At 48.8% G+C, this 23,125-nt stretch carries 20 protein-coding genes; 17 read left to right on the forward strand and 3 right to left on the reverse strand.

Translation table 11 applies throughout. The features are described 5' to 3' along the window. Nucleotides 1-22: 22 nt before the first annotated feature. Nucleotides 23-4,369, forward strand: coding sequence for a PQQ-binding-like beta-propeller repeat protein (locus ACN0YH_RS00605; protein ID WP_417377617.1), 4,347 nt, complete (start codon nt 23-25; stop codon nt 4,367-4,369). A 1-nt stretch (nt 4,370) separates the two neighbouring features. Here ACN0YH_RS00605 and recJ read toward each other — a convergent pair whose 3' ends face one another. Next, nucleotides 4,371-6,134, reverse strand: a complete 1,764-nt coding sequence (recJ, locus tag ACN0YH_RS00610) for a single-stranded-DNA-specific exonuclease RecJ (RefSeq protein ID WP_417377618.1) — start codon at nt 6,132-6,134, stop codon at nt 4,371-4,373. A 345-nt stretch (nt 6,135-6,479) separates the two neighbouring features. On the opposite strand from recJ, the gene ilvN reads away from it, so the two are divergent. The 3 genes from ilvN to ACN0YH_RS00625 all read left to right on the forward strand — a co-directional run bounded on the left by ilvN (nt 6,480) and on the right by ACN0YH_RS00625 (nt 9,231). Beyond that, entirely contained in the window at nt 6,480-6,995 is a 516-nt protein-coding gene (gene ilvN, locus ACN0YH_RS00615) for an acetolactate synthase small subunit (RefSeq protein ID WP_145224001.1), read from the forward strand. A gap of 176 nt (nt 6,996-7,171) precedes the next feature. After that, a complete protein-coding gene (gene ilvC / locus ACN0YH_RS00620; protein ID WP_417377619.1) occupies nt 7,172-8,176 on the forward strand; it encodes a ketol-acid reductoisomerase in 1,005 nt (334 codons plus the stop codon). A 185-nt stretch (nt 8,177-8,361) separates the two neighbouring features. Continuing rightward, on the forward strand, nt 8,362-9,231 hold the full coding sequence (locus ACN0YH_RS00625) for a radical SAM protein (protein ID WP_417377620.1): 870 nt from the start codon (nt 8,362-8,364) through the stop codon (nt 9,229-9,231). Nucleotides 9,232-9,279: 48 nt separating this feature from the next. On the opposite strand, the gene ACN0YH_RS00630 is transcribed toward ACN0YH_RS00625, so the two are convergent. Then, nucleotides 9,280-10,389 (reverse strand): DUF4912 domain-containing protein, encoded by a 1,110-nt coding sequence (locus tag ACN0YH_RS00630; protein ID WP_417377621.1) that lies wholly within the window; start codon nt 10,387-10,389, stop codon nt 9,280-9,282. Between the two features lie 953 nt (nt 10,390-11,342). Between ACN0YH_RS00630 and ACN0YH_RS00635 the strand changes: the two genes are divergently transcribed. The 13 genes from ACN0YH_RS00635 to ACN0YH_RS00695 all read left to right on the forward strand — a co-directional run bounded on the left by ACN0YH_RS00635 (nt 11,343) and on the right by ACN0YH_RS00695 (nt 21,537). Then, nucleotides 11,343-11,627, forward strand: coding sequence for an AtpZ/AtpI family protein (locus ACN0YH_RS00635; protein WP_417377622.1), 285 nt, complete (start codon nt 11,343-11,345; stop codon nt 11,625-11,627). An 87-nt stretch (nt 11,628-11,714) separates the two neighbouring features. Continuing rightward, a complete protein-coding gene (locus tag ACN0YH_RS00640; RefSeq protein WP_417377623.1) occupies nt 11,715-12,110 on the forward strand; it encodes a hypothetical protein in 396 nt (131 codons plus the stop codon). 65 nt (nt 12,111-12,175) lie between these two features. Next, nucleotides 12,176-13,036, forward strand: a complete 861-nt coding sequence (gene atpB, locus ACN0YH_RS00645; RefSeq protein WP_417377624.1) for a F0F1 ATP synthase subunit A — start codon at nt 12,176-12,178, stop codon at nt 13,034-13,036. An 83-nt stretch (nt 13,037-13,119) separates the two neighbouring features. Continuing rightward, complete coding sequence (locus ACN0YH_RS00650) at nt 13,120-13,404, forward strand: ATP synthase F0 subunit C (RefSeq protein WP_002643745.1); 285 nt, start codon at nt 13,120-13,122, stop codon at nt 13,402-13,404. 138 nt (nt 13,405-13,542) lie between these two features. After that, nucleotides 13,543-14,133, forward strand: a complete 591-nt coding sequence (gene atpF, locus ACN0YH_RS00655) for a F0F1 ATP synthase subunit B (RefSeq protein WP_417377625.1) — start codon at nt 13,543-13,545, stop codon at nt 14,131-14,133. Nucleotides 14,134-14,203: 70 nt separating this feature from the next. Continuing rightward, nucleotides 14,204-14,857, forward strand: coding sequence for an ATP synthase F1 subunit delta (gene atpH / locus ACN0YH_RS00660; protein WP_417377626.1), 654 nt, complete (start codon nt 14,204-14,206; stop codon nt 14,855-14,857). After that, nucleotides 14,808-16,325 carry a F0F1 ATP synthase subunit alpha gene (gene atpA / locus ACN0YH_RS00665; RefSeq protein WP_417377627.1) on the forward strand — a complete coding sequence of 506 codons (1,518 nt, stop codon included), beginning with the start codon at nt 14,808-14,810 and terminating at the stop codon, nt 16,323-16,325. Before atpH ends, atpA begins: the two co-directional genes overlap by 50 nt. A gap of 54 nt (nt 16,326-16,379) precedes the next feature. Next, complete coding sequence (gene atpG, locus ACN0YH_RS00670) at nt 16,380-17,255, forward strand: ATP synthase F1 subunit gamma (RefSeq protein ID WP_417377628.1); 876 nt, start codon at nt 16,380-16,382, stop codon at nt 17,253-17,255. A 74-nt stretch (nt 17,256-17,329) separates the two neighbouring features. Continuing rightward, nucleotides 17,330-18,781 carry a F0F1 ATP synthase subunit beta gene (atpD, locus tag ACN0YH_RS00675; protein ID WP_417377629.1) on the forward strand — a complete coding sequence of 484 codons (1,452 nt, stop codon included), beginning with the start codon at nt 17,330-17,332 and terminating at the stop codon, nt 18,779-18,781. A gap of 98 nt (nt 18,782-18,879) precedes the next feature. Continuing rightward, nucleotides 18,880-19,281, forward strand: coding sequence for a FoF1 ATP synthase subunit delta/epsilon (locus ACN0YH_RS00680; RefSeq protein WP_417377630.1), 402 nt, complete (start codon nt 18,880-18,882; stop codon nt 19,279-19,281). A 106-nt stretch (nt 19,282-19,387) separates the two neighbouring features. Then, complete coding sequence (locus tag ACN0YH_RS00685; RefSeq protein ID WP_417377631.1) at nt 19,388-19,588, forward strand: hypothetical protein; 201 nt, start codon at nt 19,388-19,390, stop codon at nt 19,586-19,588. A 387-nt stretch (nt 19,589-19,975) separates the two neighbouring features. Beyond that, nucleotides 19,976-20,350, forward strand: coding sequence for a hypothetical protein (locus tag ACN0YH_RS00690; RefSeq protein WP_417377632.1), 375 nt, complete (start codon nt 19,976-19,978; stop codon nt 20,348-20,350). Between the two features lie 29 nt (nt 20,351-20,379). Further along, nucleotides 20,380-21,537 (forward strand): hypothetical protein, encoded by a 1,158-nt coding sequence (locus ACN0YH_RS00695; RefSeq protein ID WP_417377633.1) that lies wholly within the window; start codon nt 20,380-20,382, stop codon nt 21,535-21,537. Between the two features lie 149 nt (nt 21,538-21,686). On the opposite strand, the gene ACN0YH_RS00700 is transcribed toward ACN0YH_RS00695, so the two are convergent. After that, entirely contained in the window at nt 21,687-23,060 is a 1,374-nt protein-coding gene (locus tag ACN0YH_RS00700; protein WP_417377634.1) for a DUF1501 domain-containing protein, read from the reverse strand. Nucleotides 23,061-23,125 lie beyond the last annotated feature (65 nt).

Consider the following 23,125-nt stretch of genomic DNA (forward strand, 5'->3'; position numbering starts at 1 on the left):
CATCCAATCCATAGAATTGCTTATGTCTTTTCCCAATTTGTTTTTTCGAAACCTGTTGCTGTTACTTTGTTTTCTCCCCCTGACTTCTCTCAGCGCGGGAGACTGGCCGATGTGGAGATATGATGCAGGTCACACCGCATCCTCTCCCGCTGATCTGCCCGATCAACTGGAGCCTGTCTGGTCCCGTTCATTTGGTGCGCGCGAACAGGTGTGGGACGATCCGCTCAATAATGACCTGATGACATATGATAAAATTCTTGAACCGGTGGTATTCGGCCAACGAATGTATGTCGGTTTTAATAATGCAGACAAACTGATCGCAATGGATACAGAGACCGGCAAGACACTCTGGACATTCTACGCAGAGGGGCCCATTCGGTTTTCTCCGGTTGCGACTGAAAAACGCATCTATCTGGTCAGTGATGATGGTTTTTTATACTGCCTGGATTCGACGACCGGTCAACAGGTCTGGAAGTTCCGTGGCGCCCCTGGGGCACAAAAAGCCCTGGGTAACAAACGCGTCATCTCAGCCTGGCCCGCGCGGGGCGGCCCTGTACTCTATGATGATACAGTCTATTTTGCCGCGAGTATCTGGCCTTTCATGGGCACATTTATCTATGCACTTGATGCAGAGACTGGAAACGTTATCTGGGTCAATGATTCGACCAGTGCCAGCTATATCAAACAGCCCCATAGTGCGCCCTCTTTCGCGGGGGTCGCCCCCCAGGGCACTCTGGTTGCAACAGAAGACCTGCTCCTGGTTCCCGGCGGTCGTTCTGTTCCCGCAGCTCTGGACCGCAAAACAGGTACACTCAAATATTTTCACCTGGGGGGAAAAGGCAATGGTGGGTCTTTTGTGATCGCCGGCAGGAAAGAGTTCTTTGTGCATACTCGCTACCGTAGCGTCCGTCCTTATAACCTGGAAACGGGGCTGCCGAATCTGTTTGTTTATAACGAACCGGTACTCCATAGTGACCGCATCTATTCCTCGATCGAAAAAGACAAGCAACCGCTGATTCAGGCCAGCAAAACCAGCCATCAACCTCTCTGGACAATCGCAGCTGATGGGCGGGGAGATCTCATCCGCGCCGGCAAACGACTCTATGCAGCGGGTGAAAATACATTGGCTGCGATCCAACTCCCTGCTGGTTCTGAGGAAAAACCAAAAGTTGCCTGGGAACAACCGGTTCCACAGGGCATCATGCGTTTGCTGGCCGCTGATGATAAGTTGTTTGCTGTCACTCTGACTGGAGACATCCTGGCATTTGGATCTTCAGGTAAGACTATCAAACCAGTTCAATCGAAATCGACGGTTCTGCCTGCACCAGATGCCCAAGCAATACGGTTGGCCAATGCTCTCATAAAAGATGCCGATTCCAACCAGGGATACGCGATCTGCTATGGAACTGAGAATGAAGCGCTGTTTGATGCGCTGTTATTAAAATCAAAATTACAACTGATTGTAGTCGAGGAAAACAAGGACAAGATTGACCAATTGAGAGCCCGCTACGACGCGCCGGGTTTATATGGTTCCCGCATTTCAGCCCATCAGGGGACGCCAGACTCGTACCAGGCTCCTCAGCATATAGCACGGCTGACTTTGCTCAGCAACTCTTATGCGAAAGCATTAAACGCAGGACAATTACAGCAGATTTATCGTTCGGTTCGACCATATGGCGGTGTGATCTGGATCCCTGATTCAGATCACAGCTTGACGAAAAAACTCAATCGACTAACGCAGGAATCCGATCTGGCACAGGCGCAACTGAAAACAACGGCAGCCGGTCACCTGATATCCCGTGTAGGTGCCCTGCCCGATTCCGCAGACTGGACTCACCAGTATGGTGACATTGCCAACACGGTCAAATCAAATGACAAACGCGTAAAACTTCCCCTGGGCGTCCTCTGGTTTGGCGGAAATACTCACGAAGACATTCTCCCCCGTCATGGCCATGGCCCCCCGGAACAGGTGATCGGCGGACGCACCTTTCTCGAAGGGATGAACAGCCTCAGTGCGCGTGATGTCTATACAGGACAGGTCCTCTGGCGGCGAGAATTTGAGGACCTGGGTACGTTTGGGATTTACTTCAACTCTACTTATGAAGACACTCCCCTCAGTACACAATACAACCAACGCCACATTCCAGGTGCCAATGCCCGTGGAACAAACTATATCGCGACTTCCGATGAAGTCTATCTGGCCATGCAACACGAATGTCATGTTTTAGACGCCAATAACGGAACGACTAAACGTATTATCAAACTGCCTGATTCACAAAAGGAGTGGGCTTTCATTGCCGTCTATGATCACGTTCTGCTGGCCGGGAACGGGTTTGGCCATTTTGGTAAACAGATAGATGAAAAACCGGGTAAAGACGGCCCGGCTGCCACGGATCTTTCTGCCAGTCAGGGATTAATCGCCTATGATCGCCATTCGGGAGAAATCCTCTGGCAGGCTGATGCCATTCATTCATTTCTGCATAACGCCATCGTAGCAGGTAAAGACCGGATTTACTGTCTTGATAAACTACCCGCCAGTGCCGAGAAGAAACTCTCGAGGCGTGGCCTCGTGGATCCATCAAAATACCGCATCGTCTGTTTCGACATCTTAACCGGTAGAGAACTCTGGTCGACCCGCGAAAGTATTTTCGGGTCGTGGCTGGGATATTCCGAAGCACACGATCTGTTGTTGCAGGCAGGTGCGCGAGCGAAAGATCGGTTAAGCGATGAAATTGGACAGGGAATGATCGCCTATAATGCTGCAGACGGCACCATACGCTGGCAAAATCAGAAGCGGAAATATACCGGGCCGTGTGTTCTGCATAACGATCTGATCATCACCTCTGCGAATTCCTATGAAGTTTCGGGAGGCGCATTCAACATTCTGGATGGTTCGCCTTATACCATTACCAATCCGATTACCCAGCAGCAGGAACCGCTCAAGTTTTCACGAACGTATGGCTGCAATTATGTCATTGCCAGTGAAAATTTACTGACGTTTCGCTCTGGCGCTGCTGGCTTTTATGACCTGAAATCCCAGAGTGGGACGGGAAATTTTGGTGGATTCAAATCCAGTTGTACATCGAACCTGGTGGTCGCAAACGGCGTTCTGAATGCTCCGGATTACACACGCACCTGCAGCTGTTCCTATCAGAACCAGACCTCGCTGGCGCTGATCCACATGCCTGAAATTGAATTCTGGACGAACAGTCAGTTAGGTAGTGATGCAAAATCAGCAGGAACAGTGAAACAGGCGGGGATTAATTTTGGCGCGCCTGGAGATCGAAGTGCGGAAAATGGCACCCTCTGGCTGGATTACCCCAGCGTTGGCGGGCGGTCACCCGACCTGAATGTGACTGTTTCCAACAAAAAGTATGGCGTATTTCGCCATCATGCCCTGAAAATTCAGAATTCCTCCGGCAAGGATGGTATGAACTGGGTCGCCGCTTCAGGCATGATCGATCCACAGAAAATTACCATCGAAATTCAACAACAGACAAACGCCGACCCACTACCTGGCATACCGATTGGCGGTGTTGAGGATGATGCGGAAGAAGATTCCAAAGGAGAAGTCAAGCTGCACAGTAGCGATTTGGAACTGGGATTAGACGGGGGAGACCCACAGGTCGTGGGACTGCGTTTTTCTAATATTCCACTCTCTGCGAGTGACCAACTGGAGTCGGCCTCGATCCAATTTACTGTGGATGAGACAGGTAAGTCTTCTGCTCAATTAAAAATTGAAGCAGAAGCGTCAGCGAATCCGAAGCCCTTTGTTGAATCGAAACAAAACCTCTCCTCCCGGAAGAGAACGAAAGCATCCGTGGTATGGTCCCCACCTGCCTGGTCGAAAGTCGATGCGCACGATGCCGGCCAGGCAACCCCCGAACTGAAAACGCTGTTACAGGAAGTCCTGTCACAACCGGGCTGGTCCAAAGGTGGATCTGTCTGTTTTCTGATAACAGGAACAGGTACCCGCATCGCCCGGTCTTATAAAGGTGCCTCATCAGGTTCGGCGCGCCTGGTGCTGAAAATGAAAGAAGATTCGTCTGCAAAACAGGATACCGCAGCAAAAGAAACCCACTCTACAGGTTCAAATTATTATACCGTCAAACTGACCTTCACAGAACCAGATGAAAAAGTAGCAGCAGGCCAAAGATTGTTTCACCTCAATCTACAGGGGAAGCAGGTCCAGAACGCATTGGATATCAGAAAGCAAACGGGCCAAGCCATGCAAAGCCTGGTTTTGAAATTCGAAAAAGTACCGGTTGAGGATCGGATCGAAATTGAATTGACACCGGCTGAAAACTCGAAATATTTACCGGTGATTTCCGGGATAGAGCTGATCAGCGAAAATGAGGCCGGACAATAGTTCAAGATGATACAGGTGCTTCTGATTTTTCAGAAACCCAGTCTTTTAACTGCAACTGCACACTTTCGAAACCGCGAAAACGATTGATGCCGGGGGCGAAGCTGATAGAAAAGGGGCCACCATCTTCATCCATCTGGCTGGCCCACTCCCCTTTACCAAAGGCAATGGCACGAATTTTGGTATTGTGCTGCTGAAAGACCAGTGAGAGGTGACGTCCCCCCTCACCCATGGTCCGTGGCGGTTCAGCCAGTTGCACGCGTGTTGCCACAAATTGAGGTCGGGGGTTCTCCTGACCAAAGGGTCCCAGGCAGTCCAGTTCACGTACCGCCTGTTTGGTGATTTCATTCAGGCAGACCTCCGCATCAATGCGTACGAGCAGTTCGTCGTCAGAAAGCTTTGGTGCATCAACAGCATATTCTGCAAACGCTTGACGAAAATCTTCGATTTTGTCTTCTTCGATTTTGAGTCCTGCCGCAGCCTGATGGCCTCCAAACCGCGCCAGATGAGTGGCACAGGAAGAAAAGCCGGCGTGGAGATCAAACCCGGCAAAGGATCGGGCGGAGCCCTGCCCGGTTCGCGTGGCGGTATCCAGGGCAATCAGCACCGTTGGTTTTTCAAAATGCTCCGAAACCCGATTCGCTACAATTCCAATCACTCCCGGATGCCAGTCTGCATGTGCCAGCACAAGGGTCTGATGATCTTCCCACGCAGAATTTTCTTCGACCATCTCTTTGGCCTGTTTAAAAATTCGCCGTTCAACGGTTCGACGATTTTTATTGAGCTCATCAAGATAAGCTGCCAACTGAGAGGCACGATCCTGATTATTAGTGGTCAAGAGTTCGACAGCCAGACGGGCCTGTCCCAGGCGGCCTGCTGCATTCAGACGAGGTGCAATTGCAAAACCGATGTCTTCGGTATCAAGCATTTGACCGGCTTTAATCTCTGCGACTTTCATCAGCTCCTGCAAGCCCAGTGGAGCACGTTCTGCCAGTGCACTCAGACCGTAGCGAACCAGGATTCTGTTCTCGCCTACGAGAGGTACTACATCGGCGATTGTACCAATGGCCGCCAGTCCGACGGCGCACTTGAGATATTCGCGCATCTGCGGAGATGCTTTCTGACCATCCCCCAGTTTCTGACAGACTGCCCAGGCCAGTTTTAAAGCAACACCCGCCCCGCATAGATGGGGAAATCCATAATCACTGCCGGGCAAACGCGGATGCACCAGGCAATCAGCTGCAGGTAGTTCTTCATCCATCTGGTGGTGATCGGTAATAATTAATTCCAGTCCCAGCTCCCGTGCGAGTGCCGCTTCCTTAACACTGGTGATTCCACAGTCGACAGTGATCAGCAATCGCTGCGGGTCTTCCTCGTGCAACTGCCGAATTGCATCACAGTTCAAACCATACCCGTCATCCAGGCGATTGGGAATAAAATAATCACACTGCCCCTGTGCCAGCGTGATGCATTGGAGAAGAATACTGGTGGCCGTCATCCCATCCACATCGTAGTCACCATAAATGGTGATCCGGCGTTTATCCTTCAAAGCGGCAACAATCCGATCTGAAGCGGATTCGACGCCAGGCATCGAACAAGGTTCGAGTAACTCGGTCATCCGGGCATCGATAAAACTCCGGGCCGCGGCAGCATCCTGCAGTCCCCGGGCAATCAAAACCTGGGCCAACAGTGGCGAAATTCGCATTTCGGAACTGAGGCGGCGTACCTGTGATTGGTCATGGGGGGCAAAACGCCAGTTTTGAGTCATCCCTGCTCTCGATTCAATGCTTAAAGTTTAATATCAGAAGTACGGCGTTTAACAATTAAAACAGAGTCATGTCCGGCTGTCAAAACTTCAGGAATCCCTAAATGAACAAAAAACGGGACTAAACTACCGTGATGTTTGGCAGGCGATGAACCCGGTCTGTCCGAAAACTGTCTGTGTTGGCAGTACGGTAGCAGCATAATCGGTCCAATCGAACTGATCATCAAGGTAGAAATCTGAGATATTAGTGACGTGACTTGTCGCGACCTTGCTTCCTGATTAAACTGTGGGCTGCTATCGATTTCACGATACTTTTGTAACTGAATGAATACGAATTAAGGTTTTGGGATGAAACACGTTCTTTCTGCTCTTGTCATGAACCAACCAGGGGTCCTGGCCCATATTTCCGGTATGCTCGCTTCGCGCGCCTTCAATATCGAGAGTCTGGCCGTCGGTGAGACCGAAGAACCTGAATTTTCCCGAATCACTTTCGTCGTAGGCGATTACAACAAACTTGACCAGGTCAGAAAACAGCTGGAAAAACTGGTGACTGTTGTGAAAGTAGTTGACTTTTCCGGTCAGGATTTTGTGGAACGTGACCTGATGTTGATGAAAGTGTCAGCACCTGGCAAAACACGCTCAGAAATTCGTGAATTAGTCGACATTTTCCGTGCGAAAATCGTTGACGTGAGCACTGAAAACGTGATGATCGAAATCTCCGGTCAAGAATCTAAAATCAATGCATTCATTGATGTTATGCGACCGTTTGGAATACTGGAGATCGTACGTACAGGGAGAATCGCCCTGTTACGCTCAGAAACAGTGAAAGCAGACGTGGATTCAGAGACTGTGGAAACAGTTTAATAATCCACCAGAACTAACAATGCGAACTGTAAATTACGGTTGCTTTGTTCTCTCCGGGCAGAATGTTGTTTCTTATTCTCAGCGACTAGATAACGGCTGACTGTCCAAGTTCCCATAGAAGTAGATCCGGTTCTGCTTCTCTCAGCCTTACATGAAAATTACAAGAGATCAGGATTATGGCAGTAACAATTTATTACGATGACGACGCAGATTTGTCCTTGTTGAAAGACAAGACAATTGCCATTCTTGGCTACGGAAGCCAGGGGCATGCACAGGCGCAAAACCTTCGCGACAGTGGCTGCAATGTCATTATCGGGCAGCGTAAGGGCAGCGAGAACTACGATCTGGCCGTCAGCCATGGTTTCGAACCGGTCTCCATCGCAGAAGCAACCAAACAAGGTGACCTGGTCAACATTCTGCTGCCCGACGAAGTTCAGGGTGACCTGTATAAAACGGAAATCCTGCCGAACCTCAGCAAAGGAAATCTGCTGCTTTGCTCACATGGATTCAACATTCATTTTAATCAGGTTGTTCCACCAGTTGGTGTCGATGCAGCTCTGGTTGCCCCCAAAGGCCCTGGGCATCTTGTACGAAGCGAATACGTCAAAGGTGGCGGGGTTCCTTCTCTGATTGCCCTGGTCGATGGTGCTGCTGAAAGTACCCGTCAGCTCGCTTTAGCTTACGCTAAGGGGATTGGTGGTACACGTGGTGGTGTGATTGAAACTTCCTTCGCCGAAGAAACAGAAACCGATCTCTTCGGAGAGCAGGTCGTACTGTGTGGCGGTGTCAGCGAACTGGTGAAAGCCGGTTTTGACACCCTGGTGGAAGCGGGATACCAGCCGGAAATGGCTTATTTCGAATGTATGCATGAGCTGAAACTGATCGTCGATCTGTTCTACGAAGGTGGTTTAAACTACATGCGATACAGTGTTTCTAACACTGCAGAGTACGGCGACTACTCCAGTGGTCCCCGGATCATCACAGACGAAACGCGCCAGGAAATGAAGAAAATCCTGACTGAAATCCAGACTGGTGAATTTGCGAAAAACTGGTTACTGGAAAATAAAGCGAACCAGGCTTCCTTCAAAGCCATTCGCCGTCTGAATCGACAGCATCCGATTGAAGCCGTTGGAAAAGAACTCCGCAGCATGATGAGCTGGATTGATTCCAAAGAAGTATAATCGCGAATAAAACTCATAACTGGAAACGTGGTAGAAGCTTATGAAGTTTCTACCACGTTTTTTTATTGACGGAATCCCTCTCATCCAAGTGATAACATTTTCCGATCGACTTGTCTTTATGGCGGGGCAGTCATATAAAAAAGAGAGCTATCCTTTCATTCAATGGGAAAAATGGGAAACACGACATGTCTTCATCACTGCCTCTGCACTCACAGCATCAACGAACTTATCATGATAATAAGTTTGTCTACCCGGTGCTTTCCCGCCGCAGCAGGGGGATTTCAATCGGGATCAATCTGAATCCCGATAAGATCTGCAACTTCGACTGTATCTACTGTCAGGTTGATCGCCGGGAAGAATCAGAAACTCGCTTTGTTGGTACAGAACAGTTGATTCAGGAGCTGGATCACATGTTGAAGTTTGTGCTCAGTGGTGAGCTCTACCAGGATCCGAAGTTTTCGGAAGTCCCTGCAGAGTTACGACGTCTGAATGACATCGCTTTTTCAGGAGACGGGGAGCCGACCACTTATCGCAACTTTGATCAGATCGTCAAAGATGTTGCAGCGCTGAAGCGTAAGCATTCTGCGTCTGACGTAAAAATGGTACTGATCAGTAATGCCAGTATGTTTCATCGGGCGGGGACTCAGGCAGCACTGGCAATATTCGATGAAAACCAGGGAGAAATCTGGGCTAAACTCGACGCGGGTACGGAAGACTATTTCAAAACCATCGATCGAACCAAAATCCGCTTCTCCCAGGTGCTTGACAATCTGCAACTGGCAGCTGAACAACGCCCCATTGTTATCCAGAGTCTGTTTATGCAGGTAAATCAGCAACCACCGTCAAACGAAGAGATCGACGCTTATTGTTCACGGTTGACTCAGATTGTTCAAGCTGGTGGGAAAATCAAGCTGGTGCAGGTCTATACCATCGCGCGGCGTACTGCTGAAGAGTATGTCAGCTCACTCAGTATCCCACAAGTGGATGAAATCGCCCGTAAGGTCATCGAACAGACGCAGCTACCGGTTGAAGTCTATTACGGAAACGCCGACTGACAGAGAAGCGCTCTCTGTCAGTCATCTGGCGATGCGAGCGCGAATTCGTTACTCGTCCAGTTGAACTGGCTCGAGATCTTTCGTGTTCCGTTCAATTGCCAGCACAATTGTCTGCTGACGACGCTTGTTGGACGACGTATTCACTGCAGGAATGACCTGTCTGCCATTAGGTAGACTCAATCGCAGTGCGAACCGTCCTTCTTTGCTGACAGGGATCTTTTCGCCCAGCAGGGTGACTTCTGCCTGCGGGTCTGAAGTTCCATGAATCAACAGTTCCGTTTCAACGTGAAACTCTTTTTTGGCCTTCTTGCTCTTCGATCCGTTTGAATCGCCATTCGAATCCAATGATAATGGCAGAGAAAGTCGGGAAATCGGAGTTCCATTATTCTCATTACGTGAAGTATACCGGCGGGAACGTGTTGCAGAATAATTACTGTCGAGCGCACGTTTGGTTTTACTTCCTTTTTCGCAGACTTCAGGCATCGGTGGAGTCAGCTTATGTGAGTAAACCAGTCCGAAGAATTTATTCTGAGGAGTCACGAAACCCAGTTGCAGTTTGTAAGAACGAGCCGGCTGGTCGATCTGAACATACCACAAACCAGAATCGATTCTGATCTCAACATCTTTCACATAAGCTTTACTGGTGCGGCTGTTTTCATTCGTAGTGATATCATACACACGAATCACCGGGACCGCCTGATACCAGTAGGCACCCAATGCTGCTTTCGCCCGATCAAGACTTCCCTGGGTAATCGTCCAGTTGGCCAATAACCAGTGAGAATCTTTGACCTGTGCATTGAGTTTGGTTTCAACCGACTCAGAAGTCGGATGCATTTTATCGCTATGAGAAGTGTGCCCGTTAGATTTGAGCAGTTTTTGAATGCGGGCCTGATGCTCTGTGGGAGTCTGGCTGGAAGCACTTTGAGAAGGGAAAGCAGGAACAGAAGCGGGTCTGTGAGCCTCGGCAGGCGGGGTCTTTTGTGTTGCGGTCGTTGTTTTGCGTTTCGGTTTGGATTTTGCCATCTTAATCTTGGCAATGGCCTTAACCAACTCCTGCTTTCGCATGCCATGCCAACCGGCAATACCATGAGATTTTGCAGTGGCTGCTAAATCACGACGAGTTTGACTCTCGAGGGACTTTAGAATCGTTGGGGACATTAGGAATGACTCCCAAATATCAATCAAAACACTGGTCGGCGTCTTAATTTTGCTTTAGTCATCCATGACACTCAGGTTCAAGTTTTAGCACATCTGCCCCGTTTCAGCACACTCAACAAGTCGCCTGAGATGAAAAGTCCTTTATTTCGGACGACCGTAATGTGATGAACAATATGTAAACGTCAAATCTATATTTCGACCAGGACGCTACTCTCCTCAGAACAGAAAGCCACTAAGTAGTTATTCTCAATTTCAGGAACCATAACCAGTTAGATAATAACTGTTACAGTTATCCTGGTGCCACAACAATGGACGTTCAAACAGGTCGAAAAATCGGTTTCACAATCGAATAAGCCAATTATTCAGGCGAATGTCTGCCCCAGATTCACTGTCAGCTACGACAGTCTGACGGATGAATCATTATTGAAACATGGCTCTACTTTTAACACGATACAATACAAAAAGCAACTATCGGAGTATTCTGATTTATAGAGAAACATCCGGCGCAACACCGTATCACACTACTGTCATTGAAGTTATAATTTTAGTCTCGTCAAAATTTCATAGAAAGCACTTCCTGCCAATCTCACATTGAGCGTGGCACCCTTTCGGCGTTAACAAATTGATAAGACCACAAAGCCCGTGATTATTACATGAATCGTCTTTAATCCTGCGGCATATGCCTCAGGGGACACAAGTTACTATGACCTTTAAGTCTGATTTTAATTCCTATGACTAATAGGTCCTGATTAGTGGCAGTGTCATAATTGAGAAAAAAAGTTTTCGAATAATTCCACAGGTGAGTTCTTTGACTATCCGGGGCATTGCCTTTAGAGTCTGTCTCTATTCTGTTTGCTTGAATTAAGCGGACAGACTCTGTTTGCTTGAATTAAGCGGACAGACAGCACTGTCACGTTTTTCGCGTTAATGCTTCATTTCTGAAAGCAGCCGCCATGCCGCGACCAGATCGGCAGACTCGCTCGTCATTAGCGGAAGCCCATCAATGGGTCAGTAAATTGACATCGGTGAGTCTGGAGATGGCACTGCCTGCTTTCCTGGGACATTGGCTCGATAAAAAATGGGATACTTCCCCATGGCTGACAGCGGTGGGTGCCCTGCTCGGTTTTGCTACCGGCATGACACATTTACTGCATATGGCTAAAGAAGCAGAGCGTAAAGAACGAAAGAGTAAAGATCGATCAAAGGGTGAATCCGATGAAGCGATCACTAACAACTGATGTCGATGACTGTGGAAAACCGATCCAATCAAATCACAGTTCTCATTACACGATGATCAATAAATCGCAACGATATTAGCTCTTCTAATGCAATCAACGCCAGATACGCCAACCAGAAACCCGCTCAAGCAGTGCAGCATTCTCACTGTCAGCCTGCTGGGTTTATATGCCCTTCTGAGTGTTCCCGCATATCTGCTTGTGGGCGTGCGAGCCGTTGAAGGTTTGACATATGCTGTTGTTTTGTGTCTAGTTCCCGGAATGCTGGTGTTTCTCATCTCGGGTTTTCTATATCGCGATGCAGCGCCTGTCGCTGTCATGGGTGTTTCCACACTGGTCCGCTTGATGATTGTCGGCATCGGTACGTTAATAATCATCAAGCTGCGAACTGATTTTGGATCCGCAGAGTTTTTGAATTTCCTGATTTGGTTACTGATTTGTTACTTTGCTTCTCTATTGGTTGAAACCTTGTTGATCATTCGGTAACCTGCCGAAGCTGTTTCTAGTTAACGATGTTTTAATCAGAAATAATTTTGAATCGAGCTTAAACAATGGCCGCTGGTCACGATGATAAATTCCATCACGTTCGCGACATACCGCACTTCGAACTCCCCTGGGAAATGCATATTCAATTGCCCCAGATCTTCGGATTGCAGCTCACGAAGTTCATGCTCCTGCAGTTAGTTGCTGTTACGTTCCTGTTCTTTGTGTTTCGTGGTCTGGCTAAACGGGCTGCGGGTGGGCAGGTTGTGACAGGACGCTGGTGGAACTTCTGGGAATCAATTGTCATCTACATGCGTGATGAGGTCGTCCGCCCTACCATCGGCGAGGGTCATCATGATGATGGGCATGGACACGGACATCACCATGGACCTAAAGTAGGCCATCCTGCTGATAAATATCTGCCTTTTGTGCTCTCCTGTTTCTTCTATGTCTTAATCTGCAATTTATTGGGTGTCTTTCCCTGGCTGGGTTCGGCAACCGGTGAATTAAATGTAACAATGGCATTGGCATTCACGACATTCTGTGCTGTTGTTATCTACGGTTCGCGGGAACAGGGGCCCATTCAGTTCTGGCTGTCACTGGCTCCTTCAATGGAATTGCCTTTTGCTCTCAAAGTCGTTTTACTCCCGATGATCTGGGTGATTGAACTGGCTGGCTTTTTAATTAAACATGCGGTACTGGCAATTCGATTGTTTGCCAATATTATGGCTGGTCATACAGTGATTGCGGTCTTTCTGGGTTTTATTGCCATGACTGCCGATTCCGGTATGTGGGCCATCGTGATGCCTTCGAGCATCATTGCCCAGATATTAGTTGGTCTGTTGGAACTGTTTGTTGCGTTCCTGCAGGCATATGTTTTTGCGTTTCTTGCAACTCTGTTTATTGGTGCTGCTGTCAATCCTCACTAGAGGTTCAGCTCTCCTGCTGACAGACTTGCTTAGTATATTTCGTTTGAGTGTTCCTCGTTGAGAAAGGTCAGGGGATAAAAACAATGATCCAGGCTTTACGGATTATGTACATGACATGTGTTGTTGTATTGGCCACAGCTGTTCCTGCAATGGCGCAAGAAGCTGGTGGCGGAATTTCACTGGGTGCTCTCGGTGCAGGCATTACCATTATCGGTGCTGGATTCGGCATTGGTAAAATCGGTGCTTCTGCTGTAGAAGCGATTGCTCGCCAGCCAGAAGCTGGTGGTAAAATCCAGACAGCAATGATTATTGCAGCAGCGTTGATCGAAGGTGCTACATTCTTCGCACTTATCATCTGCATGTCTTAATTGTACTTAAAGTATTACGAACTTACAGGACAAGCCGCACTCTATTGTGAGCGTGCGAGTTACCAACTGTTACTTTCGACTTCAATGTGAGAAATTCTGATCATGTTAAAAAGTCTTTTTACAAGCCGGTGCCTTATCATGCTGATGATTGTCAGCGGCGTGATTCTGGGCAGTGGATTGCTTGGCTTAGATGCATCACTGTATGCGGCCGAAGGAACTGAGCATGCATCAGGGCCACCTCTGGGCTGGAAAACAGACTTGGCACTGTGGTCGCTCATCGTGTTTGTCGTCTTCATCTTTGTCCTCAGGGCATTTGCCTGGGGGCCATTGATTCAGGCATTAGATGAACGGGAATTGCGAGTGATTACTGCCATCAATACGGCAGAATCCAAGCAGAAAGAGTCGGAAGAATTAGTTAAAGAACACGCACGTAAAATCGAGGCGGCTCAGGATGAGATCCAGGCAATGATGGTCGAAGCTCGATCAGATGCAGATCGTATCAAGCAGGACATTCTCGAACAGGCTCGTCAGGAAGCAGAGTCCATTAAAACTCACGCTGTTGACGAAATTGAACGAGCACGTGAACTGGCTCTGAAAGATCTGTTCGACCAGATGAATGGACGCGTGATTGATGCTACAGAGCAGGTCCTCGGACGTGCTCTGAATGAATCAGATCGTGACCGGCTGATTAACGAGGCGCTGTCTCAGATATCAGGCAGTTCCAACTGATTTAGAGTAATAACGACTTATTCAAACGCTGTTGTTTTGTTTGAATTTATTTATCCTTTAGTTGTGAGTTATGATCCGCGTGAACGATCAGGGAAAAGTAAAAGCTCATATTCCCAGTGTAATGGAAGACCCCAGTGCAATTTCGATTGCCAAGGTGTATGCCAAAGCATTTCTGGGAGCGATTCAGGAGTCTGATAAAGATTCAACAATCGAAGAGGTTTCTGAATTTCTGAACGCGGTGACCACTCAGTTCCCGGACTTCGGACAGATCCTGACATCGCATTCTCTGAATAAATATGAACGGTTAAGTCTGATTGATCGTGCGATTGCCCCGCATGCTTCTGAGCTGTTGACTAATTTCCTCAGAGTTCTGGCCCGGCATGACCGCCTGGAACTGTTTGAGCAGATCATGTCTCAGGTAATTAAGCTGCGTGATACCGAATCTGGTAAGAAAACGGTAATCGTTCGCTCCGCTTTTGAGCTGACGGATGAAATCTTAGCGAGTATTAAACAACGCTTGAGTGACACACTGGGTTTTTCTCCAGTACTACAAACATCTATAGACCAGTCTGTTATCGGTGGTCTGGTGATTCAGGTTGATGACACAGTATATGATGGTTCTCTTCGTACGCGTCTCAAACAGTTACGCGGGCGGTTGAGCAATAGGAGCATTCATGAAATTCAAAGCGGACGAGATCGCTTCAGTTATCCAGAAGGAAATTGAAGACTTTCGCGGCGAAATTGAGACCAGCGAAGTAGGACGGGTCCTGGAAGTGGGCGATGGTATCGCACGCGTTTACGGACTTTCTTCTGCGATGTCTGGTGAAATGGTAGAGTTTTCGAATGGGGTGCGTGGACAGGTCTTCAACCTCGAAGAAAACTCGGTTGGTATTATTATCTTTGGTGATTATCTGGCAATCGCTGAAGGTGATGAGGTTCGCAGTACAGGTACCCTGCTTTCCATCCCCGTGGGTGATGAACTGCTGGGACGGGTTGTTGACCCATTGGGAGTTCCACTTGATGGAAAAGGTCCCATTGTGGCAACGGAATCCCGCCCCCTGGAAGTAGCGGCACCTGGTGTTGCTGCCAGGCAGCCTGTGAAACAGCCTCTGGCTACCGGTATCAAGGCGATTGACGCCATGACACCTGTCGGTCGAGGTCAACGCGAGTTGATTATTGGTGACCGTAAGACAGGAAAAACCGCGATTGCCATCGATACCATTCTGAACCAGAAAGGTAAAGATGTCATCTGCGTTTATGTCGGTTGCGGACAACGTGCCGCAACCATTGCCGGCATAGTTAATCAACTCCAGGAACATGGCGCAATGGATTACACCGTTGTCGTCAGTGCCTCTTCCAGTGACCCTGCTCCTTTGCAGTACATTGCACCGTATGCTGGTGCTGCGATTGCAGAACATTATATGTATCAGGGTAAACACACACTGGTTGTTTATGATGACCTTTCCAAACAGGCTCAGGCATACCGCCAGTTGTCACTGTTGATGCGACGTCCTCCCGGACGTGAAGCGTATCCTGGAGACGTATTCTACTGTCATAGCCGTCTACTCGAACGTTCTGCTCGCTTGAGTGACGAACTGGGTGGTGGCTCAATGACTGCCCTGCCGATCATCGAAACGCTGGAAGGGGAAGTATCGGCTTACATTCCTACCAACGTGATTTCGATTACCGATGGTCAGATCTATCTGGAACCAGACCTGTTCTTCGCCGGGATTCGCCCTGCGATTAACGTGGGGATCAGTGTTTCCCGCGTGGGTGGTAATGCTCAGACCAAAGCTACGAAGAGCGTATCCGGTAGTCTTCGTCTGGACCTGGCTGCTTTCCGCGAACTGGAAGCATTCGCCCAGATGGGTACGGAGCTGGATAAAGCGACTCAGGCCCAACTGGATCGTGGATATCGCATGGTCGAACTGCTGAAACAGCCGCAGTTCAATCCCATGTCGATGGCCGATCAGGTTGTCAGTCTGTATGCTGGTACTAAAGGATTCTTCGATACTGTACCTATCAATCAGGTACAGCAGGCAGAATCAGAAATGCTGCAGTTTATCCATGATCAATATCCGGAAATCACCGATAAGATCACTGAGACAGGTAAACTGGAAGACGACACGATCGAACAGTTGAAAACGGTATTGAAAACTTTTGTTGAACAGTTTCAACGAAAAAACGCGTAGTCAACTTTCGAATTCATTGTTTGAACAGATAATCTAAAACGGGTTCAGAATCTAATGGCCAAAGCACGTGCCATCGTTAAACGATTAAAAGCGGTAAAAAACATCCGTAAGATTACACGGACTATGGAACTGATCGCCACCGCGCGATTCAAAAAAGCCATGGATCGTGCCTCGGAGGCTGCTGCTTATACCAAAAAGATTTCTGAGCTTGTTTCAGATCTGTCCCAGGCAAATCTGGAGTTTCATCACCCACTGCTGGAGAAACATGAGACAGAAAAAAATACTGTTCTGCTTGTGTTAACTTCCAATCGTGGATTGTGTGGCGGTTATAACTCAGGCGTATTGAAAGCGGCTTTAAAACGCCATAAAGAACTGACTGCCGCCGGTCAAAATGTGAGACTGGAAATATCCGGTAAGCGGGGAATCAGTTTCCTGAAATTTCAGGGAATTGAGCCTTCCCACTCCTACACTCACTTCGAAGACCGTCCAACTTTCGAAGAAGTCGACGAACTCGCCAGTCGGTATATTACAGAATATATTGAAGGCAAGATTGATCGACTGGATGTCGCGTATACGGAATTTATTTCGTCTTCTCGACAACAACCTGCAGTACACTCCCTGCTGCCAATTGGTGCACTGGAAACTGCGGAAGAGACTCCAGCAACTCAAAAATATGACTACGAATTTCTGCCCTCAGCCCAGGAAATTCTGGAAGAGATCGTCCCGACAGCATTTAAAGCCCGTTTATTTAAATCCTTTCTGGATGCAGCAGTCAGCGAACAGATTGCCCGTATGGTTGCAATGAAAGGGGCTACAGAGAACGCCAACGAAATGGTCGGCTCACTCTCGGCTCAATACAACCGGGCACGACAGTCACAGATTACCTCGGAAATCCTCGAAATTATTGGTGGTGCCGCTGCCTTGGAGTAATTTCTGTCATGCCTTACGTGGGCACTTTATGGTTTTTTACAGATTGATCAATATCAGAAAGCAGAGACATATCAATGGCGACAACCGAAGCCAGCACAACACATACAGTTGGAAAAATCACTCAGATCATTGGCTCTACATTTGACGCTGAATTTCCTGAGAATCAGCTGCCGGAAATCTACAACGCTTTGACTGTGAAAACGAGTAATAAAGGTGTTGAGATCAACGTCACCGGCGAAGTTCAACAACACCTGGGTGGTGGGCGTGTCCGCTGTGTGGCTTTGGCGTCGACTGATGGTATGGTCCGCGGCATGGACGTTATCGACACGGGATCTCCTGTATCTGTTCCCGTTGGTAAAGGGACCCTGGGACGCGTATTTAACCTGCTGGGTGACCCCGTCGATGGTCGTGGTGAAGTTGAAACTGACGAACGCTGGCCTATTCACCGTAAGCCACCATTGCTGGAAAACCTGAGTGCGAAAACTGAACTCTTCGAAACCGGGATTAAAGTGGTTGACCTGCTGACCCCCTTTGTTCGTGGTGGTAAAGCCGGTCTGTTTGGTGGGGCTGGTCTCGGGAAAACCGTGATTCTGACCGAGTTAATCGCACGTATCGCCAGTGCACACGGGGGTTACTCTGTATTCGCTGGTGTGGGTGAGCGAACCCGTGAAGGAAACGACCTCTGGCTCGAAATGCAGGATACAAAAATCGGCCAGACTGACCGCTCCGTGATTGAACAGACCTGTATGGTGTTCGGTCAAATGAACGAGCCTCCAGGAGCTCGTCTGCGTGTCGCTCTGTCCGCATTAACGATGGCGGAATGGTTCCGTGATACTACCGGTACTGACACCCTGCTCTTCGTCGACAATATCTTCCGGTTCTCACAGGCTGGTAGTGAAGTGTCTGCGTTGCTGGGACGTATGCCTTCAGCTGTAGGATATCAGCCTACCCTGGGTACAGAACTGGGTGAACTCCAGGAACGTATTACATCTACCAAGAACGGGGCGATCACCAGTGTGCAGGCTGTGTATGTACCTGCAGACGACCCGACCGACCCTGCTCCAGCAACTGCATTCTCCCACCTGGACGCCTTCATTTATCTGGAACGAAAGATTTCAGAAAAAGGGATTTATCCCGCGATCGATCCACTGGCTTCTTCCAGTCGTATTCTCGATCCTCAATATGTGGGTGAACGTCACTACCGGGTGGCCCGCGAAGTTCAGCAGACTCTTCAGCGATATCGCGAATTGCAGGACATCATCGCGATTCTGGGTGTTGACGAATTGAGCGAAGAAGACAAACTGATCGTGCATCGTGCCCGTCGTATCGAACGCTTCCTGTCACAACCGTTCCTCGTGGCGGAAGTCTTCACAGGTAAGGCTGGTAAAATTACACCGCTGGAAGATACCATTCGCAGCTTTGAAGAAATCTGTGCCGGTAAATGGGACCATCTTCCTGAATCCGCCTTCATGTATGTCGGTTCTGTTGAAGAAGCGGAAGAACAAGCCAAGAGAATGGCTGAATAGTTTTCGGTCATATCGTCATTCGACATCTCTGTGACTGTGAATACTTTTTCAGTCACAGGTTTTAATGCAATCCTGTTTTAGATGTGGTTAGAGCACCAATGGCTCAAGAATTTCGCCTGTTGTTAGTCACTCCGGAAACGACTCTGCTGGATCAACCGATTCAGAGTTTGCGCTGTACCCTGTACGACGGACAAATCGGAATTCTGCCCGGTCGCATGCCGATGGTTGGTCGTCTGGGATATGGTGAACTTTCTTTCGAGTCGATCGATGGATCAGAGAGTAGATACTTTGTCGATGGTGGCTTTCTTCAAGTACAAGGCACTGTCATTTCGGTACTGACAGAACAGGCAGTCCCCGTCAGTAAACTGGATGCTGCCGAGGCTGAAAAACTGCTTGAGGAAGCATTGAACCGAACAGCAGTGGGGGTTGATCAGTGTAATGCACGTGAAAAAGATCAAACCCGCGCTCGCGCGATGCTGGCTCTGGCACACCAGAAATAAATGACTTGAGATCAAAAAACTCACCTTGATCTGCTACGTTGAATTTAATAAATAAGCTGAAACTGCCTCGTGCGTTTCAGCTTATTTTTGTATCTGGAGTCATCGGATGGCGGATCAAAGCCCCACTCCTCACCAGCCTCGCCCCACCATCGGGGTGCACTTCAAATGCTGTAATGTCTATTTCAATATTTACCAGAACCATGCAGGGACTGCCTATACAGGGCATTGCCCCCGTTGTGCTGCTCGCATTGAAGTCCCCATTGTTGAAAAAGGAGGCTCTTCAGGCCGCTTCTTTACCGGCTCCTAATGCGTATTGTCTTTAACCAGACTTGTTTCTCATTCGAAGATGTCGATTCAAATGCTTCTTGAGACAACCCTGTGAAAACAGACATAGCCTAACCCACTAACTGACCTACCTTTATCGCCCGAAAATATTTTGAATGTCACTGTCGGAAATACTTCATTCTCCCCAGAATCACCTTGAGGTAAATTCGCGATTACTCTAGGATTCGCCGTGTGTACATATTCATTCCGCATGATATTAAAATCCGTTTTGAAACTACAGAATAAGCATTTTTAAATGGACTATCATTTAAAACCATTAGGAAAATCCTGCTCTTCCACAGGCAGAGACTTTGTCCCTGGTGAACTGGTTCATTCTGTAATTATAGATAAAAATGGACAGTTGATCAGAATGGATTTTTCAGCAGAGGCGTGGACAGGTCCACCAGAAGGGGCTGTCGGGGAATGGAAACTGAACGTCCCGGAAGCAGCGGCTGCTGGCCCTAAAAAAATTGACCCTGATGCTTTGATGCAATATTTCGAGCAACTCTATGAAACCCCTAATCAGGTACAGGAAAAATTTCTATACGTACTCGCTTTATTTCTAGTGCAGAAACGGCGATTAAAACTGGAAGGTTCACGATCGGAAGATCAGACATCATATCTGCAACTTTCAGGGACTCATGGCGAAGGAAATTTTGATATCCGGGACCAGAACCTCGAAGAAGCTGAGATCGAAGCATTACAGCAGCAACTCAATACACAATTTCTCGAAGAGTGGGAATAAGGGGTACGCCCCGCTGATGGATTAAACTTATGTCGCATGTTCAAGGAAGAACAGAGATCAGCAGACCTACGAAACTGATGCGCACTCCCTTCCTGGCTCCCAAGTTTGTACTTCTGCTCTGCATGGGCATGTTCCTTCCCGCTTGTGCTTCCGTTCGTACTTTCCTGCCTCAGCAGGCTCCTGTGTGTGTGCTACCTCCCAATGCATCTTATACTCAAATTGTTAATCATTTGAATAACCAGACGGCGGGCGTCTATGGCTGGCAGTCTTCTTCTGTCAAAATCAAAGCGCGTCAAAAAGGCGGGCTGCCGATGCCGGCCTTAAACGCCATGTTAATCGTCGAACAGCCTAAACGCTTCCGACTACGTGCCAGTTCCCCTTTGGGCGCGGAAGTTGATTTCGGCTCAAATCACGAACGCTTCTGGTTCTGGGTCAAACGCAATGACCCGAAACAGGTCTTTACTCTCAGGCACGACCACTATGAATCCATGGGATCTCAGTTGAACATCCCCTTTGAACCAGACTGGTTACTCGAAGCATTACGCGTAGTACCCCTGAATGAAAAAGAACTTTCTATCCAGAAAGAAGGTCAGAATTCACCCAATGTCAAATTGATTTCAGATCGCCTGTTGCCCAATGGCAAGCTCGTTCAAAAAATTCTTGTGGTCAATCTCTGTACCGGTTACATCATTGAACAGTCCCTGTATGACAGCCAGGGGCAGCGGATCGCCACGGCAACCTTTGGCGAATATCGGACTTGCAGTAATACGAATGCCATTCTGCCACACGTCATCAAGCTCGACTGGCCTCAAACTGGGATTGTCTTGACAATGACGATGGCAAATATCGACATCAATCCGGCCAATGTGCCCGGCGAGGTCTGGGAAGTACCACAATATCCGGGCTATCCGGTTCTGGATCTGGGAGCACACCTGCCTTCCCAGCAGGCATCTCTGCAAGAGACGCGTCCCATGCGAATTGATTCCCGCATTGCAGAACGGGCAGAACCAAACTGGTCAGTACCAGCAGAATCAGTGCCACAGTGGAAGCCAGCAAACGTCGGATTCGGCGAGGCAGAAACTTTTCCTGCGAATGACTCGACTCCTCTGCCCGAACAGAACCCCTTCCGCCCTCCCACTTCCTTTGATGAAGAACCAGAGGAAGCACCGGGTCGCGTTAAACTCTAATTGGACAGAAAGTGTTTATCGCAACCGGAGTCGATCCGCAATCAGAGACCTTAAAAGTACGACCTAAGGCGCTGATCTCTTTTGTGAAATAGCCTCGAACGAAGAGTCTCAGGATCTCCAGGAGTACTCTGGGGAAAACTGGACGCAGTCTAGATCACTTCCCGCATTGGCTCGATGCCCTGGTCCACCAGGTATTGAGGAGTACCGCTGGTGTCAAAGATTCGCGTTCCATTCAGATCCAGTCCCGCCTTCTGGTAGAGAGTGGCGAAGACTTCCTGGAACTTTACGGGGCGATCACTGGCGTATTCGCCTTTTCGGTTGGTTTTACCAATGACCTGTCCGCTTCGCATTCCGCCGCCCGCCAGCATGGCACAAGAGACTTTAGGCCAGTGATCACGGCTATTATTCTGATTAATCTTGGGCGTGCGTCCGAACTCTCCCCAGACCACGACAGACACATCTTTGTCGAGCCCCCGTTCATGCAGGTCCGTCACCAGCGCAGACAATCCTTGATCCAACAATGGAAACTCTTCACGCGATTTGGGGAAGTTCATTCCATCCGGACCATGCCAGTCCCAGCGACTGTAATTCAGCGAAACAAACCGGGCTCCTGCTTCGACCAGGCGTCGCGCCAGGCAGAAGTTTTCAATCATGGGGGGCGCACCGTCACGCTGGAAGGTTTCAACACTCTTCCCATAACGAGCCAATATCTGAGGATCCTCTTTCGACAGGTCCAAGGCGTCCGCCAGCTTGGATGTGGTCAAAATATTCATGGCCTGCTCAGAATAAACATCCATGCTTTCCATCAGACCTGAAGTATCCGCTTCGCGACGAAACGTATCAAATGCCTGTTGTAATTTGACACGGTCACGCAGTCTTTCGAGTGTGATACCCTGCAAAACCATATTCTCAGGCGAACTGCGGGCCTTGCGACCTACGAGATTGAACGGGGAATGCTGAACGCCAAGGAAGCCACCCGTGCCGGGTTCACCCCAGGTTCCGTTTCCCGTCTTATACATCAAGGCGACATTTGCAGGAACTGCGGAATTGACTGGCCCCTGTAGCTTGGAAACAAATGCGCCTGCTGCCGGCCAGCCACCAGGAGGCTGACGACTACCAAATTTGCGTCCTGTCATACATTGATAAGCATCGTGTCTGCCATCTGCGTCTGAAATCGTTCGGACAGGAATAAACCGATCCATCATCGTGGCCATGCGCGGAAACAGCTCACAGATTTCGATACCGGGCACATTGGTTTTAATCGGGCTGAATTCCCCACGAATCTCTTTCGGGGCGTCCGGTTTAGGATCCCACAGGTCGATATGCGAGGGACCGCCGGGTAGATAGATATTGATGATGGCTTTGTGATTACTGCCTGACTGGTTCTCTGTTTCCGCTCTCAGCACATCGGGTAATGAAATACCGCCAAGCGCCATGCCACCAATTTTCAAAAAGCTGCGGCGGGAAACGCCATCACAGAAATGGCTGTTCTTTCTGGTCGGTTTGCCAAGAATCGTCAGCATAGTATCTCTTCCCTGGGAACTCTGATCCGCAGCACCATCGAATCAACATAAACTGTCATTGATAT

The sequence above is a fragment of the Gimesia sp. genome (genome assembly GCF_048262075.1).
Lineage (GTDB): Bacteria > Planctomycetota > Planctomycetia > Planctomycetales > Planctomycetaceae > Gimesia.